The following is a 23,255-nucleotide window of genomic DNA, read 5'->3' as shown; positions in this document are numbered from 1 at the left end:
TGCTTACGTGCGCAGGCCGGCCTGTACGCGCGCCGCGACTTCCGGCGTGACCCATTGCTTCCAGATTTCCGGATGCTGCTCGAAGAACGTGCGCGCGACCGTGGAGGCGTCGAGCTTCTTGTCGTGCATCTGCTGGACCAGTTGTTCGTCGAGCGCGAGCGGCAGGCTCACCTTGCCGAAGAACGCGACGGCGTCCGGCTCGGCGTCGTAGAACGGCGTGGAGACCGCGACCTTCAGATGCGAGACCTTGAACGCGGAGGCGCACGGCGCGCCCTTCGGATCGGCGATGGTGTCCCAGCAGGCGTCGGAGTACGGCGCGCCCTCGAGTTGCACGAAGTGGTACTTCGCCATCAGGCCGGCGGGCTGCCAGTAGTAGAACAGAATGGGTTTGCCGCGCTCGTAGGCCGACGCGATCGCCGCGTCGAGCGCACCGCCGGTGCCGGGGCGGAAGTTCGTGTAGTCGTCGCCGAGCTTGTAGGCGGTGAGCAGGCGGTTGTTGAAGCGCTCGCAATCCCAGCCCGCGGGGCAGTTGTAGAAGCGGCCCTTGCCGGGTTCTTCGTCGTCCGTGAAGAGGGATTTGTACTGCGGCAGTTGGGCGACGGAGCGCAGTTGCGGCGCCATGGGCTTGATGCCGCGCCTGGCGTCGCCGTTGATCACATAGTCGGGGACGTACCAGCCTTCCTTGTCGCCGCCGGGAATCAGTTCGCCCACGAGCTTCACGCCGCCGTCCTTCAAGCCGCGCGCGACGATGGGGCTGCGGCCCGTCCAGTGCTCGGCCCACACCTGCAGGTCGTTTTTCGTGAGCGCCGTTTCGGTGGCGGCCGTGGCGCCAGGCACGACTTCGGTCTTGCAGCCGTAACCCTTCTCCAGCACCGTGCGCACCATTTCGGTCATCAGCGCGCCGCTTTCCCAGGTGATTTGCGCGAGCTTCACGGTTTTGCCCGCCTGGCACCAGCCGGGGGCTGCAAAGCTGCTCGTGGCCGCGCAGGTCAGCGCGAGGGCGGCGGCAATACGCACGCCTGCCAGCGTGATACGTCTCATGTCGTCTCCAGTGATTGGAATTGTATGCGCGGGCCAGCGTGGGCCGCCGCTTTTCGAATCAGTCCGACCAGAGTCTAGCCGTGGCATTTCGGGTTGCGAAGCAACGAATAGTCATCGATGCATTACCTGATCTCATGCCACTTTCATCACGCGAATGATGCATGCGAGAGCGATGACTGCGCGTCATGCCCCCATGAGATTTCATAGCTTTTGGGCGCTTGCGGCGTGTGCTGGAATGCGTCTGGCCAAATTCGAACTCATGTACACAGGAGACGGAGTCAAACATGAAAGACCTGCAAGTCTATATCGGCGAAGGTTTCGCTGGACCAGGCGTAAACGCTGCCCACATCAACATCATGATCGGCCCGCGCAATGGCCCGGTGGGGCAGGCGTTTACGAACAGCCTGTCGTCGCCTTCGCAAGGGCACGTGCCGTTCATGGTGGTGGCGCAGCCCAACGTGCCGGTCAAGCCCGCCACGCTCTACGTGAACAAGGCCGACATTCGCGGCGACCTGCACGGCAACGCCACGTGGGGTGCCTCGCAGGCGGCCATCGCGAAGGCGGTGACGGAAGCGATGCTCGACGGCACGCTGCCGCCGCCGGCCGAGAACGAATGGTGCATCGTCACGGCGAACTGGGTGAACTGGTCGTGCGACGACCTCGACGCCGTGTACGAGAACAATTACGTGGCCTGCAAGACGGCCATTCGCGCTGCGATGAACGGGCTGCCGAAACTCGACGACATTGCGAAGATCAAGGATCAGATCAGCAATCCGTTCTACACGCCGAAGGCCAAAGCGGCTTGAGTCGCGCCAATCGTTACAGGTGACTACGATGCAATACGTGCAACTCGGCCGCTCCGGCCTGAAGGTGTCGCGCCTGTGCCTCGGCACGATGAACATGGGCACGCCGGAATGGAAGCCCTGGATCTACAACGAAGAGCAGAGCGAGCCCATCGTGCGCCGCGCGCTCGAAGCGGGCGTGAACTTCATCGATCTCGCGGACTTCTATTCGACCGGCGTGGGCGAAGAAGTGGTGGGGCGCATCGTGCGGCGGCTTGCGAAGCGCGACGAACTCGTGCTCACGACCAAGGTCGGTTATCCGATCGGCAATGGCGCGAATAACCAGGGCCACTCGCGCAAGCACATCATGGAAGGCATCGACGGCTCGCTGCGCCGGCTGCAAACCGATTACGTCGATGTCTACATGCTGCACTACTTCGACGTGAATACGCCGGTCGAAGAAACCATGGATGCGTTGAACGACATCGTTCGCGCAGGCAAGGCGCGCTATATCGGCGTGTCGACGATGTTCACCTGGCAGTTCGCCAAGATCCTGCAGGCGTGCGAGCGCTATCACTTCGCACGACCGATCAATATGCAGCTGCAGCTGAACTGCGCGTATCGCGAGGAAGAGCGCGAGATGATTCCGTTCTGCCAGGATCAGGGCGTGGGCGTGTCGGTGTTCAGTCCGCTCGCACGAGGCCTTCTTTCCGGCGACGTGAAGTCGGTGCGGAACCAGACCGACTTCTTCACCGTGCAGATGTACGACGACGAAGCCTCGCGCGATATCGCGCGTTCGGTGGCCGAAGTCGCGGCGGCGCGCGGCGTGTCGTGCGCGCAGATCGCGCAGGCCTGGGTGCTGGGGCGTGCGGGCGTCTCGTCGATGCTCGTGGGCGCGGACACCGTCGCGCAGTTCGAAAGCGCGCTCGCCGCGCTCGACACGCAACTCACCGCCGACGAGCTGTATGAACTCGAGCGCAACTACACGCCGTGCGACGTGATCAACGACTACGTGAGCGCACGCATTCCGCGCGTGCCGCGCGCGGCGCGACGCCTGGAGATCGCAGCATGACGAGCTTGACGATTGACGGACTGAAAGAAGCGCGCCTGTGGCGCACCTCGAGCTTCATCGACGGCGAATGGGTGGCGAGCGAAGCGACCTACCCGATCATCGACCCGGCCACCGGCGCGCCGCTCGCGCAAGTGGCCCGCGCCGGAGCGCGCGAAGCGCTGCAGGCCGTGGCGGCGGCCTCGCATGCGTTCCCTGCGTGGCGCGACGCCACGGCGGCGGAGCGCAGCGCGAAGGTGCGCCGCTGGGGCGAGCTGATGCACCTGCATCGCGAAGACCTCGCGCGCATCATGACGGCCGAGCAGGGTAAGCCGTACGCAGAATCGCTGGGTGAAGTGGCGTACGCGGCGAGCTTTCTCACGTGGTTCGCGGAGGAAGCGCGACGCGCCTATGGCGACGTGATTCCCGCGCCGAAGAAGGGTGCGCGCATTGTCGTGACGAAGGAACCCGTGGGCGTGGTCGGTGCGATCACGCCGTGGAATTTCCCGCTCGCCATGGTGACGCGCAAGGCCGGCCCGGCGCTCGCGGCAGGTTGCACGATGGTGCTCAAGCCTTCGGAAGAGACGCCGCTTTCGGCGCTCGCGCTCGCCGAGCTGGCGGTCGAGGCGGGCATTCCGCGCGGCGTGTTCAACGTCGTTTCGGGCGATGCTCCGGCGATCGGCGACACGCTGATGGCCTCGAAGGCGGTGCGCAAGATCTCGTTCACGGGTTCGACGCGCGTGGGCAAGCTGCTCATGCGCGCTGCCGCCGATACGGTGAAGAAGGTGTCGCTCGAACTGGGCGGCAACGCGCCCTTCATCGTGTTCGACGACGCCGATCTCGATGCCGCCGTGGAAGGCGCGATCGCCTCGAAATTCCGCAACACGGGGCAGACCTGCGTGTGCGTGAACCGCTTCTACGTGCAGGCCGGCGTACACGACGCGTTTGTCGAGAAGCTGGTTGCGGCGGTGCGCGCGTTGCGCGTGTCGGGCGGCATGGAGCCGGGCGCCACGCAGGGGCCGCTCATCAACGGCGCGGCGTTGCGCAAGGTCGAGGCGCACGTGAGCGATGCGCTCGAGAAGGGCGGCGCCATTGCGTGCGGCGGCCACCCGCATGCGCGGGGCGGCACGTTTTACGAGCCCACGGTCATCACGGGCGCGCACGGCGGCATGATGCTCGCGCACGAAGAGACGTTCGGCCCCGTTGCCGCGGTGTTCCGCTTCGAGACCGAGGAAGAAGCGATCCAGGCGGCGAACGATACCGACTTCGGCCTGTCCGCCTACTTCTACGCGCGCGACATTGGCCGCGTGTGGCGCGTGGCGGGCGCGCTGGAAAGCGGCATGGTCGGCATCAACGAGGGCATCATCTCGACGGAAGTCGCGCCTTTTGGTGGCGTGAAGGAGTCGGGGCTCGGGCGCGAAGGCTCGAAGTACGGGCTCGACGAGTACCTCGAAACGAAGTACCTGATGATGGGCGGGCTCGGCTGATTTTCCTTGCTGTTGCTACGCTTGCCAGCTTCTGGCGAAAGCCGCCGCGCGAAAGTGCGGCGGTTTTTTTGAGCCTTCACTTCGATATGCGAATGGCGCTGAGACCTCAGCTGGCTGCGATGAAACGCAGCATGCCCGCCAGACGCGCCTGCCCGCCGGTGTCGTTCGGATGATTCACGCCATCCATGACAGGGACCTCGGCGAAATCGAACGGGCTGACGCCGTCGAGGCAAGCCACGTTCACGCCATACAGGTTCGGATTCGAGCGCCGTTGAAGATGGGTGGCGATTCCGCAGCGAGAACAGAAGAAGTGCCGCGCCGCTCCGGTGTTGAAGCGGTAGTCCGTTAGCATCTCCGCGCCCTGCAGGAATTCGATCCCACCCGTTTCGGCCGCGACGATGACCGCGCCTCGCATGCGGCAGTAAGAGCAGTTGCAGCGGCGGATCGAGTTGAAGCCGTCGCTGAGTGTCGCCACGAAACGCACTGCGCCGCAATGGCACTGGCCTGCCCGTTGGTTCGTATCGCCTACCATGTCTTTAGCTTCTCCTCTCGAATAAAGCGTGTTGTGCAAGGACGCGGCGTCAACCTGCCCACGCGTTGACGTCGAGCACCGCTTTGGCGAACACTTCTGGCGCCTCCTGCGGAAGGTTATGACCTGCATTCGGCACGATGCGGTTCTCATGGCGCCCGCTGAAGCGCTTCGAGCTTGTCTCTCGTGCGCCGGGCGGCTGGACGCCGTCTGCGTCGCCGTCGAGCGTGATCGTCGGCACGGTGATCGGCGGCGTGGCGGCGAGGCGTCGCTCGATGTCGTCGAAGCGGGGATCGCCTTCGACCAGTCCGAAACGGTGACGGTAAGAATGGACCACCACGTCGACGAAATCGGGATTGTCGAACGACGCTGCCGTGCGCGCGTAGAGGCCGTCGTCGAAGTGCCAGGTCGGCGACCAGAGTGACCACAGGAGACGGCAGAATTCGCGCCGTTTTTCAATCAACCCAGCGCGGCCGCGCTCGCCATGCAGGTAGTACTGGTACCACATGCGGTGTTCCTTTTCGGGGTCGGCTGGCTGTGCGGCAGCGGCGATATCCTGGATGTTGTAGCCGTTGACGGAAACCAGACCCCGCGCTCTCGACGGGTAGAGCGCCGCCACGATGCATGCCGCGCGGCCGCCCCAGTCGTATCCGCCGAGGATGGCCCGCTCGATCTGCAGGGCATCGAGCAGCGCCAGCAGGTCAGCGCCAAGCGCTGCCTGCTGGCCCGAGCGCAGTGTCGTGGGCGAAAGGAAGCGCGTTGGGCCGTATCCCCGCAGGTAGGGGACGATGACGCGGGCGCCCTCGGATACGAGGCGTGGCGTCACCTCGTCGTATGCGCGAATGTCATAGGGAAAGCCGTGCAGCAGCACGACGGGCCATCCATTCGCGTCGCCCTGTTCGTCATAGGCGATGTCGAGCAGGTCGGTTTCGATATGGTCAAGCATGGGGCGCTCCTTCGAACTCAAGTTGCGTGCTCAGTTGCGTGATGCAGCACGGGTAGCAAACAGTGTGCGTGAAATCATCTCAGAGCCCGAGACAAACCGCACCGGCCGCGACGACCACGCAGGCGAGCCAGCGCGATCCGCTCACCGCCTCCCGCAAAAACATCCGCCCGATCAGCACCGCGAACACCACGCTCGTCTCGCGCAACGCCGATATTGCGCCCATCGCGGCCGCCTGCAGCGCCCAGATCACGATGCCATACGCCCCGATCGACACGAGGCCGCCGGCCAGCGACGAGGCGATCGACAGCGGCTCGGCGCGTACCGGTGTCCATAGCGCCGGGGGCCCGCGGCGCGCAACGAACAGCGCCGGCATCGTCCAATAGGACAGGAACATCCATGCGGTGTAGCTGAGCGGCTGGCCGTCGGACATGCGCACGCCGATGCCGTCGATCACGGTATAGAGCGCGATCGTTGCACCGGTCGTCAGCGCGGCGAGTGCGCCCGCGCGCGACACGTGACGCCCCTGCAGCGCGATCGCGATGATGCCTCCCGAAATCATCACGATCCCGAGACCGTGCAACGGGCCGATCGCTTCATGCGCGAACAGTGCCGCCCCGAGCGTGACGAGCAGCGGCGACGAGCCTCGTGCGATCGGGTACGCGAGCGCCAGGTCGTTGCGGCGATACGAGCGCACGAGACTCACGTTGTAGAAGACATGCACGAGCCCCGACGCGGCGATGTAGGGCCACGAAGCGCGGGCCGGCGAGGGTACGGACAGGATGACGAGCGTGGCGACCAGCCCGATGGCGATGCTCATCCACGCCATGGAGAAAAACCGGTCGCGGTTGCCGTGGAGCATCGCGTTCCAGCTCGCGTGGAGCAGCGCGGCGAAAAGCACGATACCGCCGGTATAACTGAGCATGAGGGTGCGGGCAGGGATGCATGAATGGTCTAGCAAGAAGGATATCTATCTTGTGACGGGCTAACAAACCAGATAAATTGGGTGCTTACGTTAGATAAACTCTCGCGAATGAAACCGGTGTTGCCCCCACTCAACGCCCTGCGAGCCTTCGAGGCCGCAGGCCGGCTCGGCAGCTTCAAGGACGCCGCCGCGGAACTGCACGTGACGCCCGGTGCAGTGAGCCAGCACGTGCGCTTGCTGGAGGAGTGGCTTGGCGCGTCGCTGTTCGAGCGGCACAACCGCCGCGTGGAGCTGACGCCGGCGGCGAAGCACTATCTGGCGGAAATCGGCCCGTTGTTCGAACAGCTCTCGGCGGCAACCGCGCGATACGGCACGCCGCAAACGGTCTCCCGAACCCTGTCCGTGAATGCGCCCGCGACATTCACGCTGCGCTGGCTGGTGCCGAGGCTGGCGAAATTCCGCGCCGGCCATCCCGACATCGACGTCAAGGTGGAGACGTCGAACGAGCCGCTGGAGAGTCTGAAGGACGACTATGACCTCGTCATCCGGGGTGGCCCGGACACCTTCTACGGCTATTCGATGCAACCGTTCTTGTCCGAGGAGCGGCTTCCGGTCTGTAGTCCTACGCTTTTGAAGCGCGTACCGCTGCGCTCGCCTGGCGACTTGCGAGAGCACACGTTGCTGCACACGTCGAGTCTTCCTCGGCTCTGGCCCGACTGGCTGGCGAGCGTGCAGATGCCCGACCTGAGGCCGGCCGCCGCTTTGACCTTCGACCACTTCTTTCTGACCTTGCAGGCTGCCATCGACGCAATCGGCATCGCGATGGGGCCCACCGCGCTGGTCGCCGACGACCTCGCCGCTGGCCGGCTCGTCGCACCGTTCGCTGGCCCACGTCTGCCATCGCGCAGCTATTGCACTTACGTGGCGGACGAGAAGTCCGGCGATGAACGGGTCGCGTTGTTCCGTTCATGGCTCGAACGCGAGGCAATAGTGAACGCAGATGCGTCGCGCAATGCAAGAGGCAGCCGGTCATCGCGCTGATCCAACGGCAAAACCGGCGTCGTAATAATGCGACGCCCGGCAGAATTTTGCCGCCCACGCGCGACCGTTTGCGCGCGCCATTTCGCTCCCAACGCGGAAATAGCGCATCGAAGCCGTTCGATCGTTGACGGATGCAATTAGGGGAGCGGGCGATGTGACCACAAGCCCGTGGTCACGAACGGTGTGCCTACTCCATGACGGGACCGATATCAAGCTAATGATTCGGCCGCATTTTCTCCGACCTGTGCCGTTCCTTTCATTCTTATAATTTGCCGCGCGCTCGCGCGAATGGATGCGATGTCGTCGAAAAATGCGGCATCGCGTCTAGCGCCGTTTCTGGCGCGCGAATGCTTAGTCGTTGGTGTAGTGCACCGGCCCGTTCGTGGGCCCACAACAAGACTGTGACAACAGGAGAAATTCCATGAAGGCTATTCAGGTATTCAAGCTGGCCGCGGCGACGGCTCTCGTGGCCGCGTCTTTGCACGCCTATGCGCAGGGCGACGCAGCTAGCGGCGCGACTGCCGCAGCCGAGCAACAGGCAACCCCGTCGAAGGCGCAATCGAAGCAGGCCAAGGCCGCTAATCGCGCGCTCAGCCGTAAGGTCCGCACCGCTCTCGCCAAGGACAAGAAGATCGATGTTGCCAACATCACCGTGCGCGCGCGTGACGGCGCCATCGTCCTGCAGGGCTCGGTGCCGGAGCAGTCGCAGATCGAACACGCCACCGAAGTCGCCACGGGCGTGCAAGGCGTCACGTCGGTCAAGAACGCGCTGACGATCCGTCCGAACGAGTCCTGATCATCCCCTCACTATGGCCTTGCGCCCGGCCGGGCGCATGCGCTAAAGCCCGGAGACAGGTCTCCGGGATCCTCCTGCGGGCTTTGTCTCGCGAAGCTGCAGCTGAGCCGCATGCGCGCATTAGCGAGCGTCGCCGTGTTCGCCGGACGACTCAACCAGGTTCGGGTGACCAACGCGTAGCTTGCGCGGTTCGAAGGCTGTATGCAGCGCGAGGCCAGTCGCCGCGCCAATCAGTTGGGCAATGACGAAGGCGGGTACGCTGGAAGGCGCAATGCCTGCAAAAGTGTCGCTGAACATGCGTCCGAACGCTGCGGCCGGATTCGCAAACGATGTCGATGCCGTGAACCAGTATGCGGCGCCAATGTACGCAGCCACCATGATCGCGGCGCGTTCTCCCGGCGCGCGCAGGATCACGAGGATCAAACCTGCAGTCGCCACGGCTTCGGCAATCCATTGTCCGGTGCCTGCGCGCACCTTGCTCGATAGCTCGACGATGGGCAGGTCGAACATGGCGTGCGCGAGCCATGCACCCAGCAGCGCGCCGACGAGTTGCGCAGCGATGTACGGCAGCAATTCCTGAGCATGCAGTTCACCGCGCAGCACCATGACAGCGCTGACGGCGGGATTGAAATGCGCCCCGCTCAAGGGCCCAAACACCTCGATCAGCACATACAGTCCGGCCACGGTTGCCAGCGTGTTGGCGAGCAGCGCGATCGCCGCGTTGCCGCCCGCAAGCCGTTGCGCCATGATGCCGGAGCCAATGACGACGGCGAGCAGCAAGGCCGTACCGATCAACTCGGCCAGGACCTTGCGCTTGAGACTCGTGACTGCGGTCATGATCCGGAGATTGCAGTGAGCGCCTGCTGAAGTTCCTCGTCGCTCATCGATTCGAGCGGCAGCGCAAGGAGTTGCAGCATGCGATAACCGATCGCCTGGCGAGTGAGTTCGAACGCCACGCGCTTGCCTTCATCGCCACCGGGCGCGAGAGAAGGATCCGGGTAGCCCCAGTGGACCTTGACGGGACTGCCCGGCCAATACGGACACGTCTCGGCGGCGGCACTGTCGCAGACGGTGATGACGATGCGCATGACCGGCGCATGGCTGGCGGCAAACTCATCCCAGTTTTTGCTGCGGTAGCCGCTCACGTCGATGCCCGCGCGCTCGAGCGACTCGACGGCGAAAGGATTCAGGCGTCCGCCCGGCGCGCTGCCCGCGCTGAACGCGCGCACGTCCTTGCCGGCCTTCGAAGCGAGGTGATTCAACATGGCTTCGCCCAGCACGCTGCGAGCGGAGTTGTGCGTGCACAGGATCAATACGTTGGTCGTCATGGCTTTCCCGCTGGATCGTTCGCGGCTACTCAGCAGCACGCCGAAGACCTGGCCGGATTGCCAGCCGGCTTGTCCGACGACGGCGCGCAGCACGCAGCCACTTCGCGGGCCGGTGCACCGGTCGGCGTATTGCGCGACTCCCCGAACACGGGAATTTCATTGAGCGTGTGATACGACTCCCACGCGATGCCCTGGGGATCGACGCTCCAGTACTTGTTCGACTTCGCGTAGCAGCACGTGGTATCCAGCTGCGTATCCACCGGCAATGCCGCGCTTTCCAGCCGCGCGTGCATTTCGGCCAGTTCGGCTTCGTTCTCGACCTGCACACCGAGGTGATCCAGGCCCGGTGCGGCGCCGCGCTGCGAGATCGCGAAATTGACGCGCGGGTCCTCGAGCATCCACTTCGCGTAGTCGCTCTTCACGACGGTCGGTTCAGCGGCAAACAGCGCCGAGTAGAAACGGATGCTCGATGTGAGATCCGCAACGGCGACGTGAATGTGAAAGCGCTTCATGACTGCTTCTCCGTGGAGGGTGAGCACATTGATGTCGGCGAACAGGGATTGCCGCCGCAACAGTTCTCGGTGAGGTAGGCCAGCAGGCCGTTCATCGTCGCGAAGTTCGCGCAGTAGAAAACGAACCGGCCTTCCTGGCGGCTCGTGACGAGTTGCGCGTGAGACAGCTCCTTCAGATGGAAGGAGAGCGACGACGGGGGCACGTCGAGCAGGGTAGCGATCTGGCCTGCGGGCAAGCCTTCGGGGCCTGCCTGAACGAGGGCGCGAAAGATCGCGAGCCTGGACTCGTGCGCGAGAGCCGCCAGTGCGGCGATGGTCTGGTTCGTTTCCATGTTTCGATAATAGTCGAAATATCGAAGAATTGGCAAGGAGATCGCTCGCACGACGTGAAAATTTTGGCCTCGGTGGCCTCGGTGGCCTCGCTCGCGCTTCGTACGTTTTTGCCGGCGTGCTGCGGGCTGCATGCCAGCGCGGAAATGAATGATGACCTCGATGCGCATGCAACGAAAATCGCGCAGACCGATTATGTGTGCCGCAATGAACGCGACCGATATTCCGCAATATGGATGCGAAATGTAGTCTCGCAAAATGCGCTGTAAATCGTTGAGGTGGATTTCAATCAGGGCGCCAAAAAAAAGGCTTCTCGCAAATGCCACGTCAAATCGCCGAACCGCATATCGAACCGCGCCGCGCCCGGATTACAGGCCGATAAATCCATTACGCCATTACGGGTAATTGCCAAAAAACGAAATAAATCGTTGCGCACAATGCGCTTAATTATCCGCGATTGCTTTCCTAAACTTGACATGAACTGGTAGTGGTTTGCTTTACGTACACCACTGCGAACAGTTACGCGATTTGATCGTCGTGAGCCGCATATAACGACCGCCCAATGAGAAATATCGCGGGTCGTTTGTGCCGGAATTCCAGTCCAATCAAAGGAGGAGGAAGTCATGAGCAAGACAACCAGCACATTGATCGCGGCCGTTGCCGCGCTCACGCTGTCCGCCGGTGCGTATGCACAGAGCAACAACACACTGGCAACCCCAGGCGTTACGTCGCCGGCTGCCGCAGCCAATACCAATGCAACGAGCGGCTACGGCACGCCAGGCGCCACGGGCTCGGACAGCGGCATGAGCGCTGCGTCGCCGAATAGCATGGACAACAGCGCGGCGCCGGCCCCCGGCGGCCCTGACAACAACTCGCTGGCGAGGCCGAGCGTAAGGTCGCCGGCAGCGAAATAACAGCAGCCTGTGACCATAAGCAAGACCGCTGCCCTCACGGACAGCGGTCTTTTCTTTTGCCCTGACTCCGTTGGAACAGGCCGCCGCCGCGCGAGTCTCGTCGTTCGACGCTCAAGTCTGACCCCAGGCTGCCGTAATAGCAGGCTTCGGAATATTCTCGATGCATCGTGACACATCCCGGGACTCAGCCTTCACTGGATCTTGCTGCGCTAATCGAAACCGTTCAGCGCAACGAGCGCGCATCGAAGTCGTTCCAGGACGTGGAACTGCGCCTGATCGGCGCGCACGACTGGTGCGCTTTTCTCGAAGGGATATTCGTTTATCTGCCCGAGGTGTTCCGGCTGGCTTGCGCCGGCCTCTGGCTCGACGTCCGTACGCCGCTGCTACGCGATCTGCTCGAATCCGACTGCGGGCGCGCCGACCTCGAAGCGAATCTGCGATCGGGGCTCCAGGGCGGCCTCGCGCTGTCGCGTCTGTGCGCGGGAAACCAGCCGTGGCTTGGCCGCGTGAGCGAACTGAGCGAACTCGAGCCCGCCGTGAGCGAGACCTTCTTCGACGCGCGGACCGCGATCGGCAGTGCGATCGTGTTGCCGCTTCTGAACCGCACCCAGCTGCTCGGCTATCTGTGCCTCGCAAGCGATGACTCCGCGCGTTTCGATGCCAGCATGGGCACCGATCTGCTCGCGCGCTTCAGCCGCGTTGCGGCGGCGAGTCTCGACAACGTCGCTCACCGCGAGCATCTGCGCAAGACCGGCGTGACCGACCCGCTCACGGGCCTGTCTAACCGCCGCTATTTCGACGAGCGCCTGCATCAAGAGATCCGGCGCGCGAGTTCGCACGCGGCGCCCATGTCGTGCCTCTTCATCGACATCGATCATTTCAAGCAGATCAACGACACGCACGGCCACGCAACCGGCGACCTCGCGCTGGGCGCCATCGGCACCTGCCTGAAGCAGCAGGTGCGCGTGGGGGATACGGTGTCGCGCTACGGCGGCGAGGAGTTCGTCGCGCTGCTGATGTGCGAGCTGCCCGACGCGCTGGCCGTTGCGGAGCGCATCCGGATTGCGGTCGAGGCGCTCGAAGTGCTCGACGACGAGGGTGAGCGCATTGCGCTCAGCGTGTCGATTGGCGTGGCGGCGTATCGGCTCAACAGCGAGACGAATGCCGGTGCCGCGAGTCCCGAAGCGCTGGCGCGCTCGCTGCTCGACCAGGCCGATCAAGCCATGTACCGCGCCAAGCACCAGGGGCGCAACCGCGTTTCGCTGCTGGAATCGTGAAGGGCTGGACGTTCACAAACGTTGCATTGAAATGGCGGCGTCGCAGGCATGACGGCCCAAGGCCGCGCTGAAACGTAAGTTTTCAAAATCCGGCACTATTTGCGGTAGCAGTGGTTTCCCAGGCCCGTTGAGCAGGCAAAGCGAAATCATGTCTACCGACCTTTTGATGACCGTTGCCTGTCTGGCCTGCGCGATCGCGATGTTCCTGATCGGCCGGCCCCGCGCGGACGCGGTGGCGCTTATCATGATCGTCGCGCTGTCGCTCTCGGGCATCGTGACGGTCAACGAGGCGCTGGCCGGTTTCTCGGACCCGAACATCGTCCTCATCGCGGCGCTCTTCGTGCTGGGCGACGCGCTCGCGCGCACGGGCGTCGCCCAGCGCGTGGGCGACTACCTGATCGAGCGCGGCGGGTCCAACGAGCGTCGCCTCGTCGTGCTGATCATGATCATCGTCGGCGTCATGGGCTCCGTCATGAGCTCGACGGCCGTCGTCGCGATCTTCATTCCCATCGTCATTCGCATCGCACGCCAGTCGGGCGTGTCGCGCGCGCGCATGCTCATGCCGGTCAGCATGGCGGCGCTCACGAGCGGCATGCTCACGCTCGTCGCGACGACGCCGAATCTCGTCATCAACAGCGCGCTCGTCTATCGCGGCTACCGGCCCTTCAGTTTCTTCGCCATCACGCCGCTGGGCGTGCCGGTTCTCGCCGCGAGCATCGGCTGGATGCTGTTCGCAAGGCGCTTTCTGACCGGCACGGATGGCGCGGAGGCGACCACGCGCCCGTCGCTGAACGACTGGGTCGCGCGCTATTCGCTCGAAGGGCGCGCCTTTCGCCTCGAGGTCGGCGGGGACTCGCCGCTCGTCGGGCAGACGCTCGGCCACACCGGGCTCGACGACGACCCCGTGGCGCGCGTCGTCGCGATCGAGCGGCGCACGCGCATGGGCGCGACGGTCCTGCCCGCGACCGCGGACAGCAGCATTGCGCCCGGCGACGTGCTGCTACTCGACGTGGAATCCGCGAGTTTCGACGTGCAGGCGTTTTGCGCGCGCTATGCGCTCGCGACGCGCCGCATGTCGGGCGCGTACTTCACCGACCAGTCGCACGACGTGGGCATGGCCGAAGTCATCGTGCCGCCGGACTCGTCGCTCGTGGGCAACGTCGCGCGCAGTTCCTCGGCGCTGCGTCGGCACGGCGTGACGGTCGTCGGCCTGCGACGCGCCGACGCCGCGCTCGAGCAGGACCTGCAGGCCACGCAGCTCAAGGTGGGCGACACGCTGCTGGTGGTCGGGCCGTGGATCGACATCTTCTCGATGCAGTCGGTGGAGCGCGACATCGTGTGTCTCGCCATGCCGGTCGAAAGCGATGCCTACGTGCCGGTGCCGCACAAGGCGCTGCACGCGCTCGCCATCATGGCGCTCGTTATCGCGATGATGCTCACGCCGCGCGTGCCGAACGTGCTCGCGGGCCTGATCGGGTGTCTGCTGATGGGCGCGTCCGGTTGCGTGAGCCTCGACAGCGCGTATCGCGCGATTCACTGGCGCAGCCTCGTGCTGATCGTGGGCATGCTGCCGTTTTCCATCGCGCTGCAGCGCACGGGCGGCATCGATATCGCCGCCGACGCCGTGCTGCGCGTGGCCGGCAACTGGGGGGCGCACGGCTTGCTGGGCGCCGTTTTCCTGCTGACGCTCGTGATCGGCACCGTGATTTCCGGCACGGCGACGGCGGTGCTGATGGCGCCCGTGGTGCTCGCGATGGCGGCGCACCTGCATGCGTCGCCGTATCCGTTCGCGATGACGACGGCGGTTGCCGCGTCGGCGGCCTATATGTCGCCGATCTCGACGCCCGTGAATGCGCTCGTCAGCACGGCTGGCGGCTATCGGTTCCGGGAATTTTTTATGGTGGGCTCGCCGGCTGCCCTCGGGGCGCTCGTGATCACCGTCACGCTGGTACCGCTCATCTGGCCGGTTTTCCCGCGCTAGCGCGAGGAAAGGCCGGCCACCCGTTCACGAGGCATTGACCGGACATGGCGAATTTCTTGACGAGAGCGTGGCTCCTTCGCTGGATCAAGCGGATTTCCCTTTTCGTGCTGATCGCATTCGTGTGCATTGCCGGCGTGCGGTTCTTCGACGCGCAGCGCAAGGCGCCGTTGAGCCTGTGGCACACGTACGTGCCGGAAGACATGCACGCGCACGAAATCGATCATGCGACGTGGGAGGAATACATCGCCAACGAGAACCGCCTGTTCGACTCGGTGAAGAAAAACGTGACCGACAAGCTGCCGGCGGACGAACGCATTCCCGCCAATCGTTACTTCTCGGGCAGCCCGATTTATCCCGGGCACTTTCGTACCAACTGGAACCGCTCATACACTCTTATGCCAGAGGGCGCGCCGCGCGGCGTGGCCGTGATGCTGCATGGGCTGACCGATTCTCCCTATAGCCTGCGGCACATCGCGCAGCGCTATCAGCAAGATGGCTTCGCGGTAGTGGCGGTGCGCCTGCCGGGACACGGCACCGTGCCCTCGGGGCTGACCGAAGTGACGGCGGAAGACTGGGAGGCGGCGACGCGCCTCGCCGTGCGCGAAGCGCGGCACCTCGTGCCGGCGCCTGCGCCGCTGCATATCGTGGGTTTTTCGAACGGCGGCGCGCTCGCGCTGCAATACTCGCTCGAGGCGCTGGACGACCCGAGCCTGCCGAAAGCGGACCGCCTGATCCTGCTTTCGCCGATGATCGGCATTACGCGTTTCGCGCGCTTTGCGGGGCTCGCGGCATTGCCCGCGATCCTGCCTGCGTTTGCGAAAGCCGCGTGGCTCGACATCGTGCCGGAATTCAATCCGTTCAAGTACAACTCGTTTCCGGTGAACGGCGCACGCCAGTCGTGGCGGGTCACGCGCAAGATCCAGCAGGAAGTGGCGGACGCGGCGCGCAACGGCAAGCTGGCGGCGCTGCCGCCCACGCTCACGTTCCAGTCCGTGCTCGACTTCACGGTGAGCACGAGCGCGATCGTCAGTTCGCTGTATGCGCAACTGCCTGCCAACGGCAGCGAGCTCGTGCTGTTCGACATTAATCGCACGGCGCAATGGAGCCCCCTGCTGCGCGCTTCGATGCGTGACGCGCTGCGCCGTCTCTCGCCCGTGCCGCCACTGCGTTACCGCCTGACCGTGCTCACCAACGCCTCCGCCACCTCGCTGCACGTCGTCGAAGAGAGTACGGCGCCGAACGAGACAACGGCGAAAGTCGAACCCACGGGGCTCGACTATCCGCTCGATGTCTATTCGCTTTCACACGTGGCCTTGCCGTTTCCGGTGACCGATTCGCTGTACGGCCGCAACCCCGATCCCAACGACGACCTGGGCATCCATCTGGGCGCCCAGTCCGTACGCGGCGAAACCGGGGCGCTGATCGTGGGGGCGGGGCTTCTCACGCGGCTTTCGTGGAACCCCTTCTACGACTATATCGTCGAGCGTATCGACTACCTGGCGAGCCACGGGCCGTGAGCGCGCGTCTGGCGCGCGCCAGGCCCGGACCCGGCCAGGGTTTATGCGTGCGGCGCGAGCTCGACCTGTGCGGTCATTTGCTCGCCGTCGCGGGCCACGACGATCGATACGTTGCTGCGTGCCCGCGCGATCATGCTTTGCAGCTGCTCGACGTTGTCCACCTCGATGCCGTTGACCGCGATGATCACGTCGCCGGCGCTGATGCCAGCCGCCTTTGCCGCGCCGCCCGCCTTCACGACGAGCACGCCGCCTTCCACGCCGATCTGCTGCGCTTCGTCGCCGCTGAGCGCGCGCACGGCCACGCCCAGACGCGGGTGCGCATTGCGGGCCAGCGTGGTGCCATTGCCGTGGCCGCCGCCCTGCACGATCTGATCCTTCATGTGCATGGCTTCGTCGATCGGAATCGCGAACGAGAGGCCCTGGAAGCCGCCCGTGCGCGAATAGATCATCGAATTGATGCCGATGACTTCGCCGTTCAGGTTGAAGAGCGGGCCGCCCGAATTGCCCGGGTTGACGGGAACGTCGGTCTGGATCAGGTGCGTCGGGCTATCTTCCGAAAGCTGGCGCGACTTCGCGCTGATGATGCCCGAGGTCACGGTATTGTCGAGACCATAGGGCGAGCCGATCGCGACGACCCAGTCGCCGACCTTGCTGTTCGCCGGATTGCCGATCTTCACCGTGGGGAAACCCGTGCCGGCGATTTTCAGCACGGCCACGTCGCCTGCCTTGTCGGTGCCGATCACGCGTGCGGGGAACTTGCGGCCGTCGGTGAGCTTGACCGTCACGTCGTCCGCGCCTTCGACGACGTGATTGTTCGTCAGGATGTAGCCATCCTGGCTCACGATGAAGCCCGAACCCAGGGCGCCCGAATGGCCGTCTTCGGAGTCCGGGTTTTCCTTGACGACCTCGACATGGACCACAGCCGGGCCGTACTGCGCGACGATCGCCGAGAAGTTGGGCGCCGAGCCCCGGACGTCGTCTGCCTTCGGCACGGGTGCCGATAACGTCGTTTTCGTGATGGGGCTTTCGTCCGCGCTGGCGTGCTCATGGCTCACGACCCAGGCGCCGGCAAGCGCCACCGCTACACCGGCGATCAGGCCCCGGCGCCGATATTTGATGGTACTCATTGCTATGGTCTTCGAAGAGAGGGTGAAGGTGCGCGTAAGGTACGTTTAGCTGCTTAAACGTGACTTAAATGCAGGAGAGATCTTTTGACCGCGCGAAGAGTCGATGTGCGCGCAACGAAAAGCCGCGGCGCGGTTGTTCGGATTCCTCGCCAGCTAGCGCGCACGTCTTCTTCAAAGCGGCTAGTCTTGCGAAGTGGCGGCCGATCGCGCCCCGAAGACGCTTTATTGAGGGCCGGATGTGCGCGGCGAGGCGTGGATGGGTTGCAAACGTCTCGTGCCTGGTCCCCGCTTCGCCGCGCGACACGCTGTACGCAACCGCTGTCTACAACATCAACGCAACGTGGTTCGTCATCCCAAGCATCTCCATGAAACAGGATCTCGTCACGTTCACCTGCGTGGTCGTCATCGCCGTCATCACGGGGTGGGTGCTGTATATCGGGCGCCCGGTGCTGGTGCCGATCGCATTCGCGATCATCACGTCGTATGTGATCTACGGGCTTGCTGAAATCCTGCGGCGCGTGCCTCACGTGGGCACGCGCATTCGCGCGGGGGCGCGCTACTGGAGCGCGGCCGCGCTCATCCTCGTGGCCGCGTGGGTCGCGACCGAACTGCTGCTGTCCGACACTGACCGCATGCTGGCCGTGGCGCCGAAATACGAAGCCACGTTGCTCGCCTTGCTCGCAAAAATCACCGCGCTGTTTCATCTGGAGACCGAGGCTTCGTGGACGGCCTTCCGCCGCGAGCTGCTCGCGACCGTCAACGTCCAGTCGCTGCTCACCTCGCTGCTCGGCTCGCTCTCTTCGCTCATGGCAACGACGCTCGTCGTTCTGCTGTACACGGCGTTCTTCATGGTCGAGATGGGGCGGTTCCGCCGCAAGCTCTCCGCGGTCATGCGCGGCAAGGCGGACATGGAGCCCGTGATCGACGCCATCAATTCGAAGATCGGCACATATCTCGCGTTGAAAGCGCTGCTCGGCGTGGTGCTCGGCATACTCAGCTGGATCTGCATGCATCTGGTCGGGCTGGAGTTCGCGCCGCTGCTCGCCGTGCTCATCGTGCTGCTCAACTTCGTGCCGTATGCGGGGTCGCTCATATCCGTTGCGCTTCCCGCCTTGCTCGCCGCGCTTCAATTCGGCCAGTGGAACGAGTCGATCACGTTGCTCATTGCGCTCTCCGCGATCAACTTCGTGATGGGCAACGTGCTCGATCCCTGGTTGATGGCGGGGTCGCTGAACCTGAGCCCCGCGGTCATCCTGATGAGCCTCGCCACATGGACGGCGCTGTGGGGCATACCCGGCGCCTTTCTCGCCGTGCCGGGCACCGTGGCACTCACGATCATTTTCTCTGCGTTCAGCTCGACACGGCCGCTGGCGCTGCTGTTGACGAAGGACGATGTAGTCAGGCGTGCAGAATAAATGCGTAGCTTACTTTCACAGGTGAACTATGGCTTCCAGAATCGACCGCCGCGGCAATGCAATCCGCCCTGTCTCCGCCTGCCTGGGCGACAAGGCGCTCGCGGAGTTCGCCAGTCGCCGCATCAGCGCCGATCTTGCCCGTCGCGGCTTCCTGATCGGCATGGGCGCATCCCTGTTGAGCGCGGTGCTGCCCGAGTTCAGCAGCGCGCAGCAGCCTGGCGCCGCCGCTCCCGCCCAGCCCACGACCTTCACGAACTTTCGCCTGTTCGACGGCAAGTCCGCGGCGCTGCAGGACGGCATGTCCCTCGTCGTCGATGGCAACCGCATTTCGCGGCTGCGTCGGGGCGCGCCTGACGCGCAGAACGCGTCGGGCGGGCGCGTGATCGACTGCGGCGGCAAGGTGATGATGCCGGGCCTCATCGACATGCACTGGCATTCGCTTCTCGCTGCGGTTCCGATCGCGACCATCCTCCAGTCCGATCTGAGCTTCGTCTACCTGGCCGCGGGCGCGGAGGCCCAGCGCACACTCTTGCGCGGATTCACGACCATTCGCGACGTGGGCGGTCCCGCATTCGCGCTGAAGCAGGCCATCGACGCCGGCATGCTGAGCGGCCCGCGCATTTACCCCTGCGGCGCGATGATCACCACGACGGGCGGCCATGGAGACTTTCGTTTGCTGACCGACGTGCCGCGCACGAGCAGCCAGATCAGTGAGATCGAACGCACCGGCGCGGCCGCCATCGCCGACACGGCCGACGAAGTGCGCCTGCGTGTGCGCGAGCAGTTCATGATGGGCGCCACGCAGATCAAGCTCGTGGGCTGCGGCGGTGTGTCGACCCCGCGCAGTCCGCTCGACATGCTCACGTTCACCGAGCCGCAGCTGAAAGCCGCGGTGGAAACGGCGTCCGACTGGGGCACTTACGTGCTCGTGCACGCCTACACGCCGGAATCGGTGAAGCGCTCGGTGGCTGCCGGCGTGCAATGCGTCGAGCACGGACACCTCATCGACGACCGGACGGCTGAAGTTCTGGCGAAGAACGGCACGTGGTTGAGCACGCAACCATTTACCAGCGAAGAGGACGTTGCGCCGCTGGCGCCGTCGAGCCGCGAAAAGTTTCTCGAGGTGACAGCCGGGACCGACAACATGTACAAGCTCGCGCGCAAGCATGGGCTCAAGGTGGCGTTCGGCACGGACCTGATCTTTTCGCAGGCGCTGGCCACACGGCAAGGCACGATGCTCGGGCACATGACGCGCTGGTATTCGAATGCCGAGTCGTTGCGCATGGCTACTGCCACGAACGGACAGTTGCTCGCGATGGCGGGCGAGCGCAATCCGTATCCGCACAAGCTCGGCGTGCTGGAGGAGGGCGCATACGCGGATCTGCTGATCGTGGCGGGCGACCCGCTCCAGGACATGACGCTGCTGGCCAACCCCGATCAGAACCTGAGCCTGATCATGAAGGATGGCCGCGTCTACAAGGACGCGTTGAAGGCGTGACACTGTGGGGCGCGGGCTCGCGGCGTCACCAACGTACTTAAAAAACAGCCGAAAACAAACGGGTCGCGGTCGCGATTTGGCACGCAAATCGAGGGCGAAATATCCCGCGCAGGCGTTCCGAACGCTGCGCTCATGGCGTATCAGCCACAGTCAGCCACACGATTTCTGTATCAAGATGTCACGGCGCGGGGACGCATCAAGCGGGCCCATCTGCCTGCGCAGCGCGGCCATCATGGCACGCCCCGAGCGGCCCCAGCGGGGGTCGAAATCCCGCCTGTCCTTATCCGCCATCTGGCCGATTATGCCGGTTGAACTTCGCGGCGAAGTAGCTCATATTCAAATCGACTATTTGTTACAACCGTCCAACGATCTGCGCAATAGAGTAGAGACTACAGCGAATACTTCGAATCCGGGCCGCCTGGTTGCCTCCGCTGCGACGCGCACCAGCCGCCGGTAGCCAACCCGAAACCATCCTGTCAAAGCTTCCATGCCTGCAATGTTCAACGAACCTGGCCGATCCAAGTCTGGTCCGTGGGGATGTCCATACTGCGGGACCGGTTTTAATGCGCCACTGATGATCTGTCCTCAGTGCGGCGCGAAGCAGCTTTCCTCTGGCCCGCGCACGTCGCCGGCCAGCGAATCCGTCGCGCCCGAATGGCACGATGGGTTCGCGCGCCATGCGCGCACGCAGTGGAACCCTTCTGCATTCAGCTTCAGTGGCGGCGCGCCGCGCGACAGCGATTACGAGCCGCGCGATGAGGCGCCTCGGGCGCCGCGCTCGTGGTTGCCCTTCTATGCGATTGGCAGCGTAGTGTCGATCGCGTTCCTGCTGACCGCGTACATGATTTCGCACCGGACCGAGCGCGAGCCGACCCCGGGCGCCCAGATCGTGGAGGGTGCGATTCTCGGACCCAAGGCCACACCGGCCGCGCACGACTCGAAGCCGCATACGGTGCTCAGCGCGCCGCCCGTAGCCGTCGCGCAGTTGCCGCCTCCGGCTGCCAGTGTGCCGCCGCCTCCGGTCGCGAGCGTCAAGCCGCCTCCAGCCAATACCGCGCCGCCGCCCGTGGTGGCCCATGTCGCGCCGCCCGCACCGGTGCCGGCGCCTCAACCGACGCCTGCTCAAGTGCAGCCGCCGCGTACGGCGACCGCTCGCGCGGAGACCGCACCACCGCCGAGCGCTGCGGAAGAGCGCGCGCTCGCTGCAGCGAAGGCCAAGGCAGACAAGGCCAACGCGGAGAGGATTGCCGCCGCGAAGGCCAGGGCAGACAAGGCGAACGCGGAGAAGGTCGCGGCCGCGAAGGCCAACGCAGAGAAGGTCGCCGCAGCGAAGGCCGCCGCCGATTCGCGGGCCGACGTCTCGAGAAGTCTGGCGATGGCGCGCGCGAGCCTCGACAAGAACAGCCTCGGGCCTGCACGCAGTGCGATCAATTCCGCGCTCGCGGCACAACCGGGCAACGGCTCCGCGCTGCAAATGCAGGCCGAATTGACGTCGCGCGAAGATCAGCGCGATTCGTTGCTTGGCTACGCGCGGCTTTGCGCGCGCGATGGGCGGTGGGTGTGCGCCTGGCATAACGCGGGGCACGCACTGACCGTCGATTCGTCGAGCGGCGAAGCGCGGGAGATCCTCTCGCGTTCGATCGCGGCTCAGGGAGCCGGCAACATGGCACAGGGCGCCGGCCACGTGGCACAGGGCGCGGGCCCCCCCGCGGCCACGATGAGACAGGTGGACTCGGGCCCGCCGGGGCCACCGATCGATCCCAACTGACGATATCCAAAGCGCAGACGCGGGTGCGTGACGCGAGTCATGCACCCGCGCTAGCGTTGCTGGCTGCCCTGTTCGCTGTGGTAGCCGACCAGCCAGTCGCTGAAGTTGCGCACGCGTAGTGTCTCTTGCACTTCGGGACGCACGTCGAGCCAGTATCCCGAAGGTCCCACCACTTCCACTTCGCACAGTTGCACGAGCGTGCCGTTCTCCAGTTCGGGCGCGATCATGTGCCGGTCGGCAACGGCGATGCCCAGACCCGCCACCGCCGCGTGGATCACTTGATCGAGCGTGCTGAACTCCAGTTCTCCGCGCGGCGCCATCTGCACGTCGAGCGCCGCGGCTTCGAGCCATGCTTCCCAGACCAGCAGGCGCCGGTCGATATCGAGGATATAGAGCCACGGATGCTGCGCGAGGATCTCGCGCAACGCGTCCTGATCGGCGGCGGGCTGGCTGAACTCGCGCGCCGAGCCGACCAGCACGTGGCGCTCGCGCATGAGCAGCGTGCTCTGGCCGCCCGGCAGCGGTTCCATGCCGAAGCGGATCTGGCAATCTTCGTTGCGCTCGGTGCCGTGCAGCGGCCCGTATTCGTTGGTGATGGAGATGCGCAAGTCGGGGTGGCGCACCTGGAAGTCGCGCAGGCGCGGCGTGAGCCAGCGCGTGGCGAGCGTGGGCGCGGCGTTCAGACTGAGCAGGCTGTTCGACGGATCGGCGCGAATCGTGTCGAGCGTATGGGCGATGCTGTCGAACGCGGCCTGCAGCGTAGGCAGCAGACGCTTGCCCGCGGCCGTGATTTCGAGCCGGTGATGATGCCGCATGAAGAGCGGCGTGCCGAGATAGTCTTCGAGCAGGCGAATCTGGCGGCTGATCGCCCCCTGGGTCACGTGCAGGTTCTGCGCTGCCCGGGTGAAGCTGAGCGTGCGGCTCGCCTCCTCGAATGAACGCAGTGCCGATAAAGAGGGTAGGCGGCGCATGCAAGCCTCGCGATGCAGAAGCGTC

At 64.7% G+C, this 23,255-nt stretch carries 24 protein-coding genes; 13 read left to right on the top strand and 11 right to left on the bottom strand.

Annotated features, from left to right (window positions below; all coding sequences use genetic code 11):
• Nucleotides 1-3 precede the first annotated feature (3 nt).
• A complete protein-coding gene (locus tag BFD71_RS25020) occupies nucleotides 4-1,041 on the bottom strand; it encodes an ABC transporter substrate-binding protein (protein ID WP_069267005.1) in 1,038 nt (345 codons plus the stop codon).
• Between the two features lie 284 nt (nucleotides 1,042-1,325).
• Between BFD71_RS25020 and fae the strand changes: the two genes are divergently transcribed.
• Genes fae through BFD71_RS25005 form a run of 3 tightly spaced genes read left to right on the top strand, consistent with a single transcriptional unit; the run spans nucleotide 1,326 to nucleotide 4,358 of the window.
• Nucleotides 1,326-1,847, top strand: a complete 522-nt coding sequence (gene fae, locus BFD71_RS25015) for a formaldehyde-activating enzyme (RefSeq protein WP_069267004.1) — start codon at nucleotides 1,326-1,328, stop codon at nucleotides 1,845-1,847.
• Between the two features lie 28 nt (nucleotides 1,848-1,875).
• Nucleotides 1,876-2,895, top strand: a complete 1,020-nt coding sequence (locus BFD71_RS25010; RefSeq protein WP_069267003.1) for an aldo/keto reductase — start codon at nucleotides 1,876-1,878, stop codon at nucleotides 2,893-2,895.
• Nucleotides 2,892-4,358: an NAD-dependent succinate-semialdehyde dehydrogenase gene (locus BFD71_RS25005; protein WP_069267002.1), complete on the top strand. Its 1,467-nt coding sequence runs from the start codon at nucleotides 2,892-2,894 to the stop codon at nucleotides 4,356-4,358. Before BFD71_RS25010 ends, BFD71_RS25005 begins: the two co-directional genes overlap by 4 nt.
• 106 nt (nucleotides 4,359-4,464) lie before the next feature.
• Here the strand turns inward: BFD71_RS25005 and BFD71_RS25000 are convergent, their stop codons facing one another.
• The 3 genes from BFD71_RS25000 to BFD71_RS24990 form a co-directional block, all read right to left on the bottom strand.
• Complete coding sequence (locus BFD71_RS25000; RefSeq protein WP_256094911.1) at nucleotides 4,465-4,833, bottom strand: GFA family protein; 369 nt, start codon at nucleotides 4,831-4,833, stop codon at nucleotides 4,465-4,467.
• A gap of 106 nt (nucleotides 4,834-4,939) precedes the next feature.
• Nucleotides 4,940-5,833 carry an alpha/beta fold hydrolase gene (locus tag BFD71_RS24995; RefSeq protein WP_069267000.1) on the bottom strand — a complete coding sequence of 298 codons (894 nt, stop codon included), beginning with the start codon at nucleotides 5,831-5,833 and terminating at the stop codon, nucleotides 4,940-4,942.
• A gap of 79 nt (nucleotides 5,834-5,912) precedes the next feature.
• Nucleotides 5,913-6,755 (bottom strand): DMT family transporter, encoded by an 843-nt coding sequence (locus BFD71_RS24990; protein ID WP_069266999.1) that lies wholly within the window; start codon nucleotides 6,753-6,755, stop codon nucleotides 5,913-5,915.
• Nucleotides 6,756-6,863: 108 nt separating this feature from the next.
• On the opposite strand from BFD71_RS24990, the gene gcvA reads away from it, so the two are divergent.
• Nucleotides 6,864-7,796, top strand: coding sequence for a transcriptional regulator GcvA (gcvA, locus tag BFD71_RS24985; RefSeq protein ID WP_069266998.1), 933 nt, complete (start codon nucleotides 6,864-6,866; stop codon nucleotides 7,794-7,796).
• A gap of 421 nt (nucleotides 7,797-8,217) precedes the next feature.
• Nucleotides 8,218-8,592, top strand: a complete 375-nt coding sequence (locus BFD71_RS24980; protein ID WP_069266997.1) for a BON domain-containing protein — start codon at nucleotides 8,218-8,220, stop codon at nucleotides 8,590-8,592.
• A gap of 120 nt (nucleotides 8,593-8,712) precedes the next feature.
• On the opposite strand, the gene BFD71_RS24975 is transcribed toward BFD71_RS24980, so the two are convergent.
• Genes BFD71_RS24975 through BFD71_RS24960 form a run of 4 tightly spaced genes read right to left on the bottom strand, consistent with a single transcriptional unit; the run spans nucleotide 8,713 to nucleotide 10,764 of the window.
• Complete coding sequence (locus BFD71_RS24975) at nucleotides 8,713-9,429, bottom strand: aquaporin (protein ID WP_069266996.1); 717 nt, start codon at nucleotides 9,427-9,429, stop codon at nucleotides 8,713-8,715.
• A complete protein-coding gene (locus tag BFD71_RS24970) occupies nucleotides 9,426-9,920 on the bottom strand; it encodes an arsenate reductase ArsC (RefSeq protein WP_069266995.1) in 495 nt (164 codons plus the stop codon). Before BFD71_RS24970 ends, BFD71_RS24975 begins: the two co-directional genes overlap by 4 nt.
• 29 nt (nucleotides 9,921-9,949) lie before the next feature.
• Nucleotides 9,950-10,432, bottom strand: coding sequence for an ArsI/CadI family heavy metal resistance metalloenzyme (locus BFD71_RS24965; protein WP_069266994.1), 483 nt, complete (start codon nucleotides 10,430-10,432; stop codon nucleotides 9,950-9,952).
• The gene (locus tag BFD71_RS24960) at nucleotides 10,429-10,764 is read right to left on the bottom strand and encodes an ArsR/SmtB family transcription factor (protein ID WP_069266993.1); all 336 of its coding nucleotides are present in this window, start codon (nucleotides 10,762-10,764) and stop codon (nucleotides 10,429-10,431) included. Before BFD71_RS24960 ends, BFD71_RS24965 begins: the two co-directional genes overlap by 4 nt.
• A 54-nt stretch (nucleotides 10,765-10,818) precedes the next feature.
• Here BFD71_RS24960 and BFD71_RS24955 point away from each other — a divergent pair, with 54 nt between their 5' ends.
• Nucleotides 10,819-11,031: a hypothetical protein gene (locus BFD71_RS24955; RefSeq protein ID WP_141710798.1), complete on the top strand. Its 213-nt coding sequence runs from the start codon at nucleotides 10,819-10,821 to the stop codon at nucleotides 11,029-11,031.
• Between the two features lie 20 nt (nucleotides 11,032-11,051).
• On the opposite strand, the gene BFD71_RS40755 is transcribed toward BFD71_RS24955, so the two are convergent.
• Nucleotides 11,052-11,387, bottom strand: a complete 336-nt coding sequence (locus BFD71_RS40755) for a hypothetical protein (RefSeq protein WP_141710797.1) — start codon at nucleotides 11,385-11,387, stop codon at nucleotides 11,052-11,054.
• Here BFD71_RS40755 and BFD71_RS24950 point away from each other — a divergent pair.
• The 4 genes from BFD71_RS24950 (at nucleotide 11,386) to BFD71_RS24935 (ending at nucleotide 16,451) form a co-directional block, all read left to right on the top strand.
• Nucleotides 11,386-11,676 carry a hypothetical protein gene (locus tag BFD71_RS24950; RefSeq protein WP_069266991.1) on the top strand — a complete coding sequence of 97 codons (291 nt, stop codon included), beginning with the start codon at nucleotides 11,386-11,388 and terminating at the stop codon, nucleotides 11,674-11,676. The genes BFD71_RS40755 and BFD71_RS24950 overlap by 2 nt on opposite strands.
• A 167-nt stretch (nucleotides 11,677-11,843) precedes the next feature.
• Nucleotides 11,844-12,953 carry a GGDEF domain-containing protein gene (locus BFD71_RS24945; protein ID WP_069266990.1) on the top strand — a complete coding sequence of 370 codons (1,110 nt, stop codon included), beginning with the start codon at nucleotides 11,844-11,846 and terminating at the stop codon, nucleotides 12,951-12,953.
• Nucleotides 12,954-13,101: 148 nt separating this feature from the next.
• The gene (locus BFD71_RS24940; RefSeq protein ID WP_069266989.1) at nucleotides 13,102-14,934 is read left to right on the top strand and encodes an SLC13 family permease; all 1,833 of its coding nucleotides are present in this window, start codon (nucleotides 13,102-13,104) and stop codon (nucleotides 14,932-14,934) included.
• A gap of 44 nt (nucleotides 14,935-14,978) precedes the next feature.
• On the top strand, nucleotides 14,979-16,451 hold the full coding sequence (locus tag BFD71_RS24935; RefSeq protein ID WP_069266988.1) for an alpha/beta hydrolase: 1,473 nt from the start codon (nucleotides 14,979-14,981) through the stop codon (nucleotides 16,449-16,451).
• A 41-nt stretch (nucleotides 16,452-16,492) separates the two neighbouring features.
• On the opposite strand, the gene BFD71_RS24930 is transcribed toward BFD71_RS24935, so the two are convergent.
• Nucleotides 16,493-17,578: a S1C family serine protease gene (locus tag BFD71_RS24930; protein ID WP_069266987.1), complete on the bottom strand. Its 1,086-nt coding sequence runs from the start codon at nucleotides 17,576-17,578 to the stop codon at nucleotides 16,493-16,495.
• Between the two features lie 365 nt (nucleotides 17,579-17,943).
• Here BFD71_RS24930 and BFD71_RS24925 point away from each other — a divergent pair, with 365 nt between their 5' ends.
• The 3 genes from BFD71_RS24925 to BFD71_RS24915 all read left to right on the top strand — a co-directional run bounded on the left by BFD71_RS24925 (nucleotide 17,944) and on the right by BFD71_RS24915 (nucleotide 22,259).
• Nucleotides 17,944-18,993, top strand: coding sequence for an AI-2E family transporter (locus BFD71_RS24925; RefSeq protein WP_069267055.1), 1,050 nt, complete (start codon nucleotides 17,944-17,946; stop codon nucleotides 18,991-18,993).
• Between the two features lie 28 nt (nucleotides 18,994-19,021).
• Complete coding sequence (locus BFD71_RS24920) at nucleotides 19,022-20,491, top strand: metal-dependent hydrolase family protein (RefSeq protein WP_256094910.1); 1,470 nt, start codon at nucleotides 19,022-19,024, stop codon at nucleotides 20,489-20,491.
• A 574-nt stretch (nucleotides 20,492-21,065) separates the two neighbouring features.
• On the top strand, nucleotides 21,066-22,259 hold the full coding sequence (locus BFD71_RS24915; protein ID WP_069266986.1) for a hypothetical protein: 1,194 nt from the start codon (nucleotides 21,066-21,068) through the stop codon (nucleotides 22,257-22,259).
• Between the two features lie 50 nt (nucleotides 22,260-22,309).
• On the opposite strand, the gene BFD71_RS24910 is transcribed toward BFD71_RS24915, so the two are convergent.
• A complete protein-coding gene (locus tag BFD71_RS24910; protein ID WP_069266985.1) occupies nucleotides 22,310-23,230 on the bottom strand; it encodes a LysR substrate-binding domain-containing protein in 921 nt (306 codons plus the stop codon).
• Nucleotides 23,231-23,255: the final 25 nt, after the last annotated feature.

Origin of the sequence: Paraburkholderia nodosa, from assembly GCF_001718195.1 — a bacterium.
In the GTDB taxonomy this organism is placed as follows: domain Bacteria; phylum Pseudomonadota; class Gammaproteobacteria; order Burkholderiales; family Burkholderiaceae; genus Paraburkholderia; species Paraburkholderia nodosa_A.
Note: the sequence above shows the minus strand (reverse complement) of the source record. Positions and strands in the feature narration are given on the sequence as shown.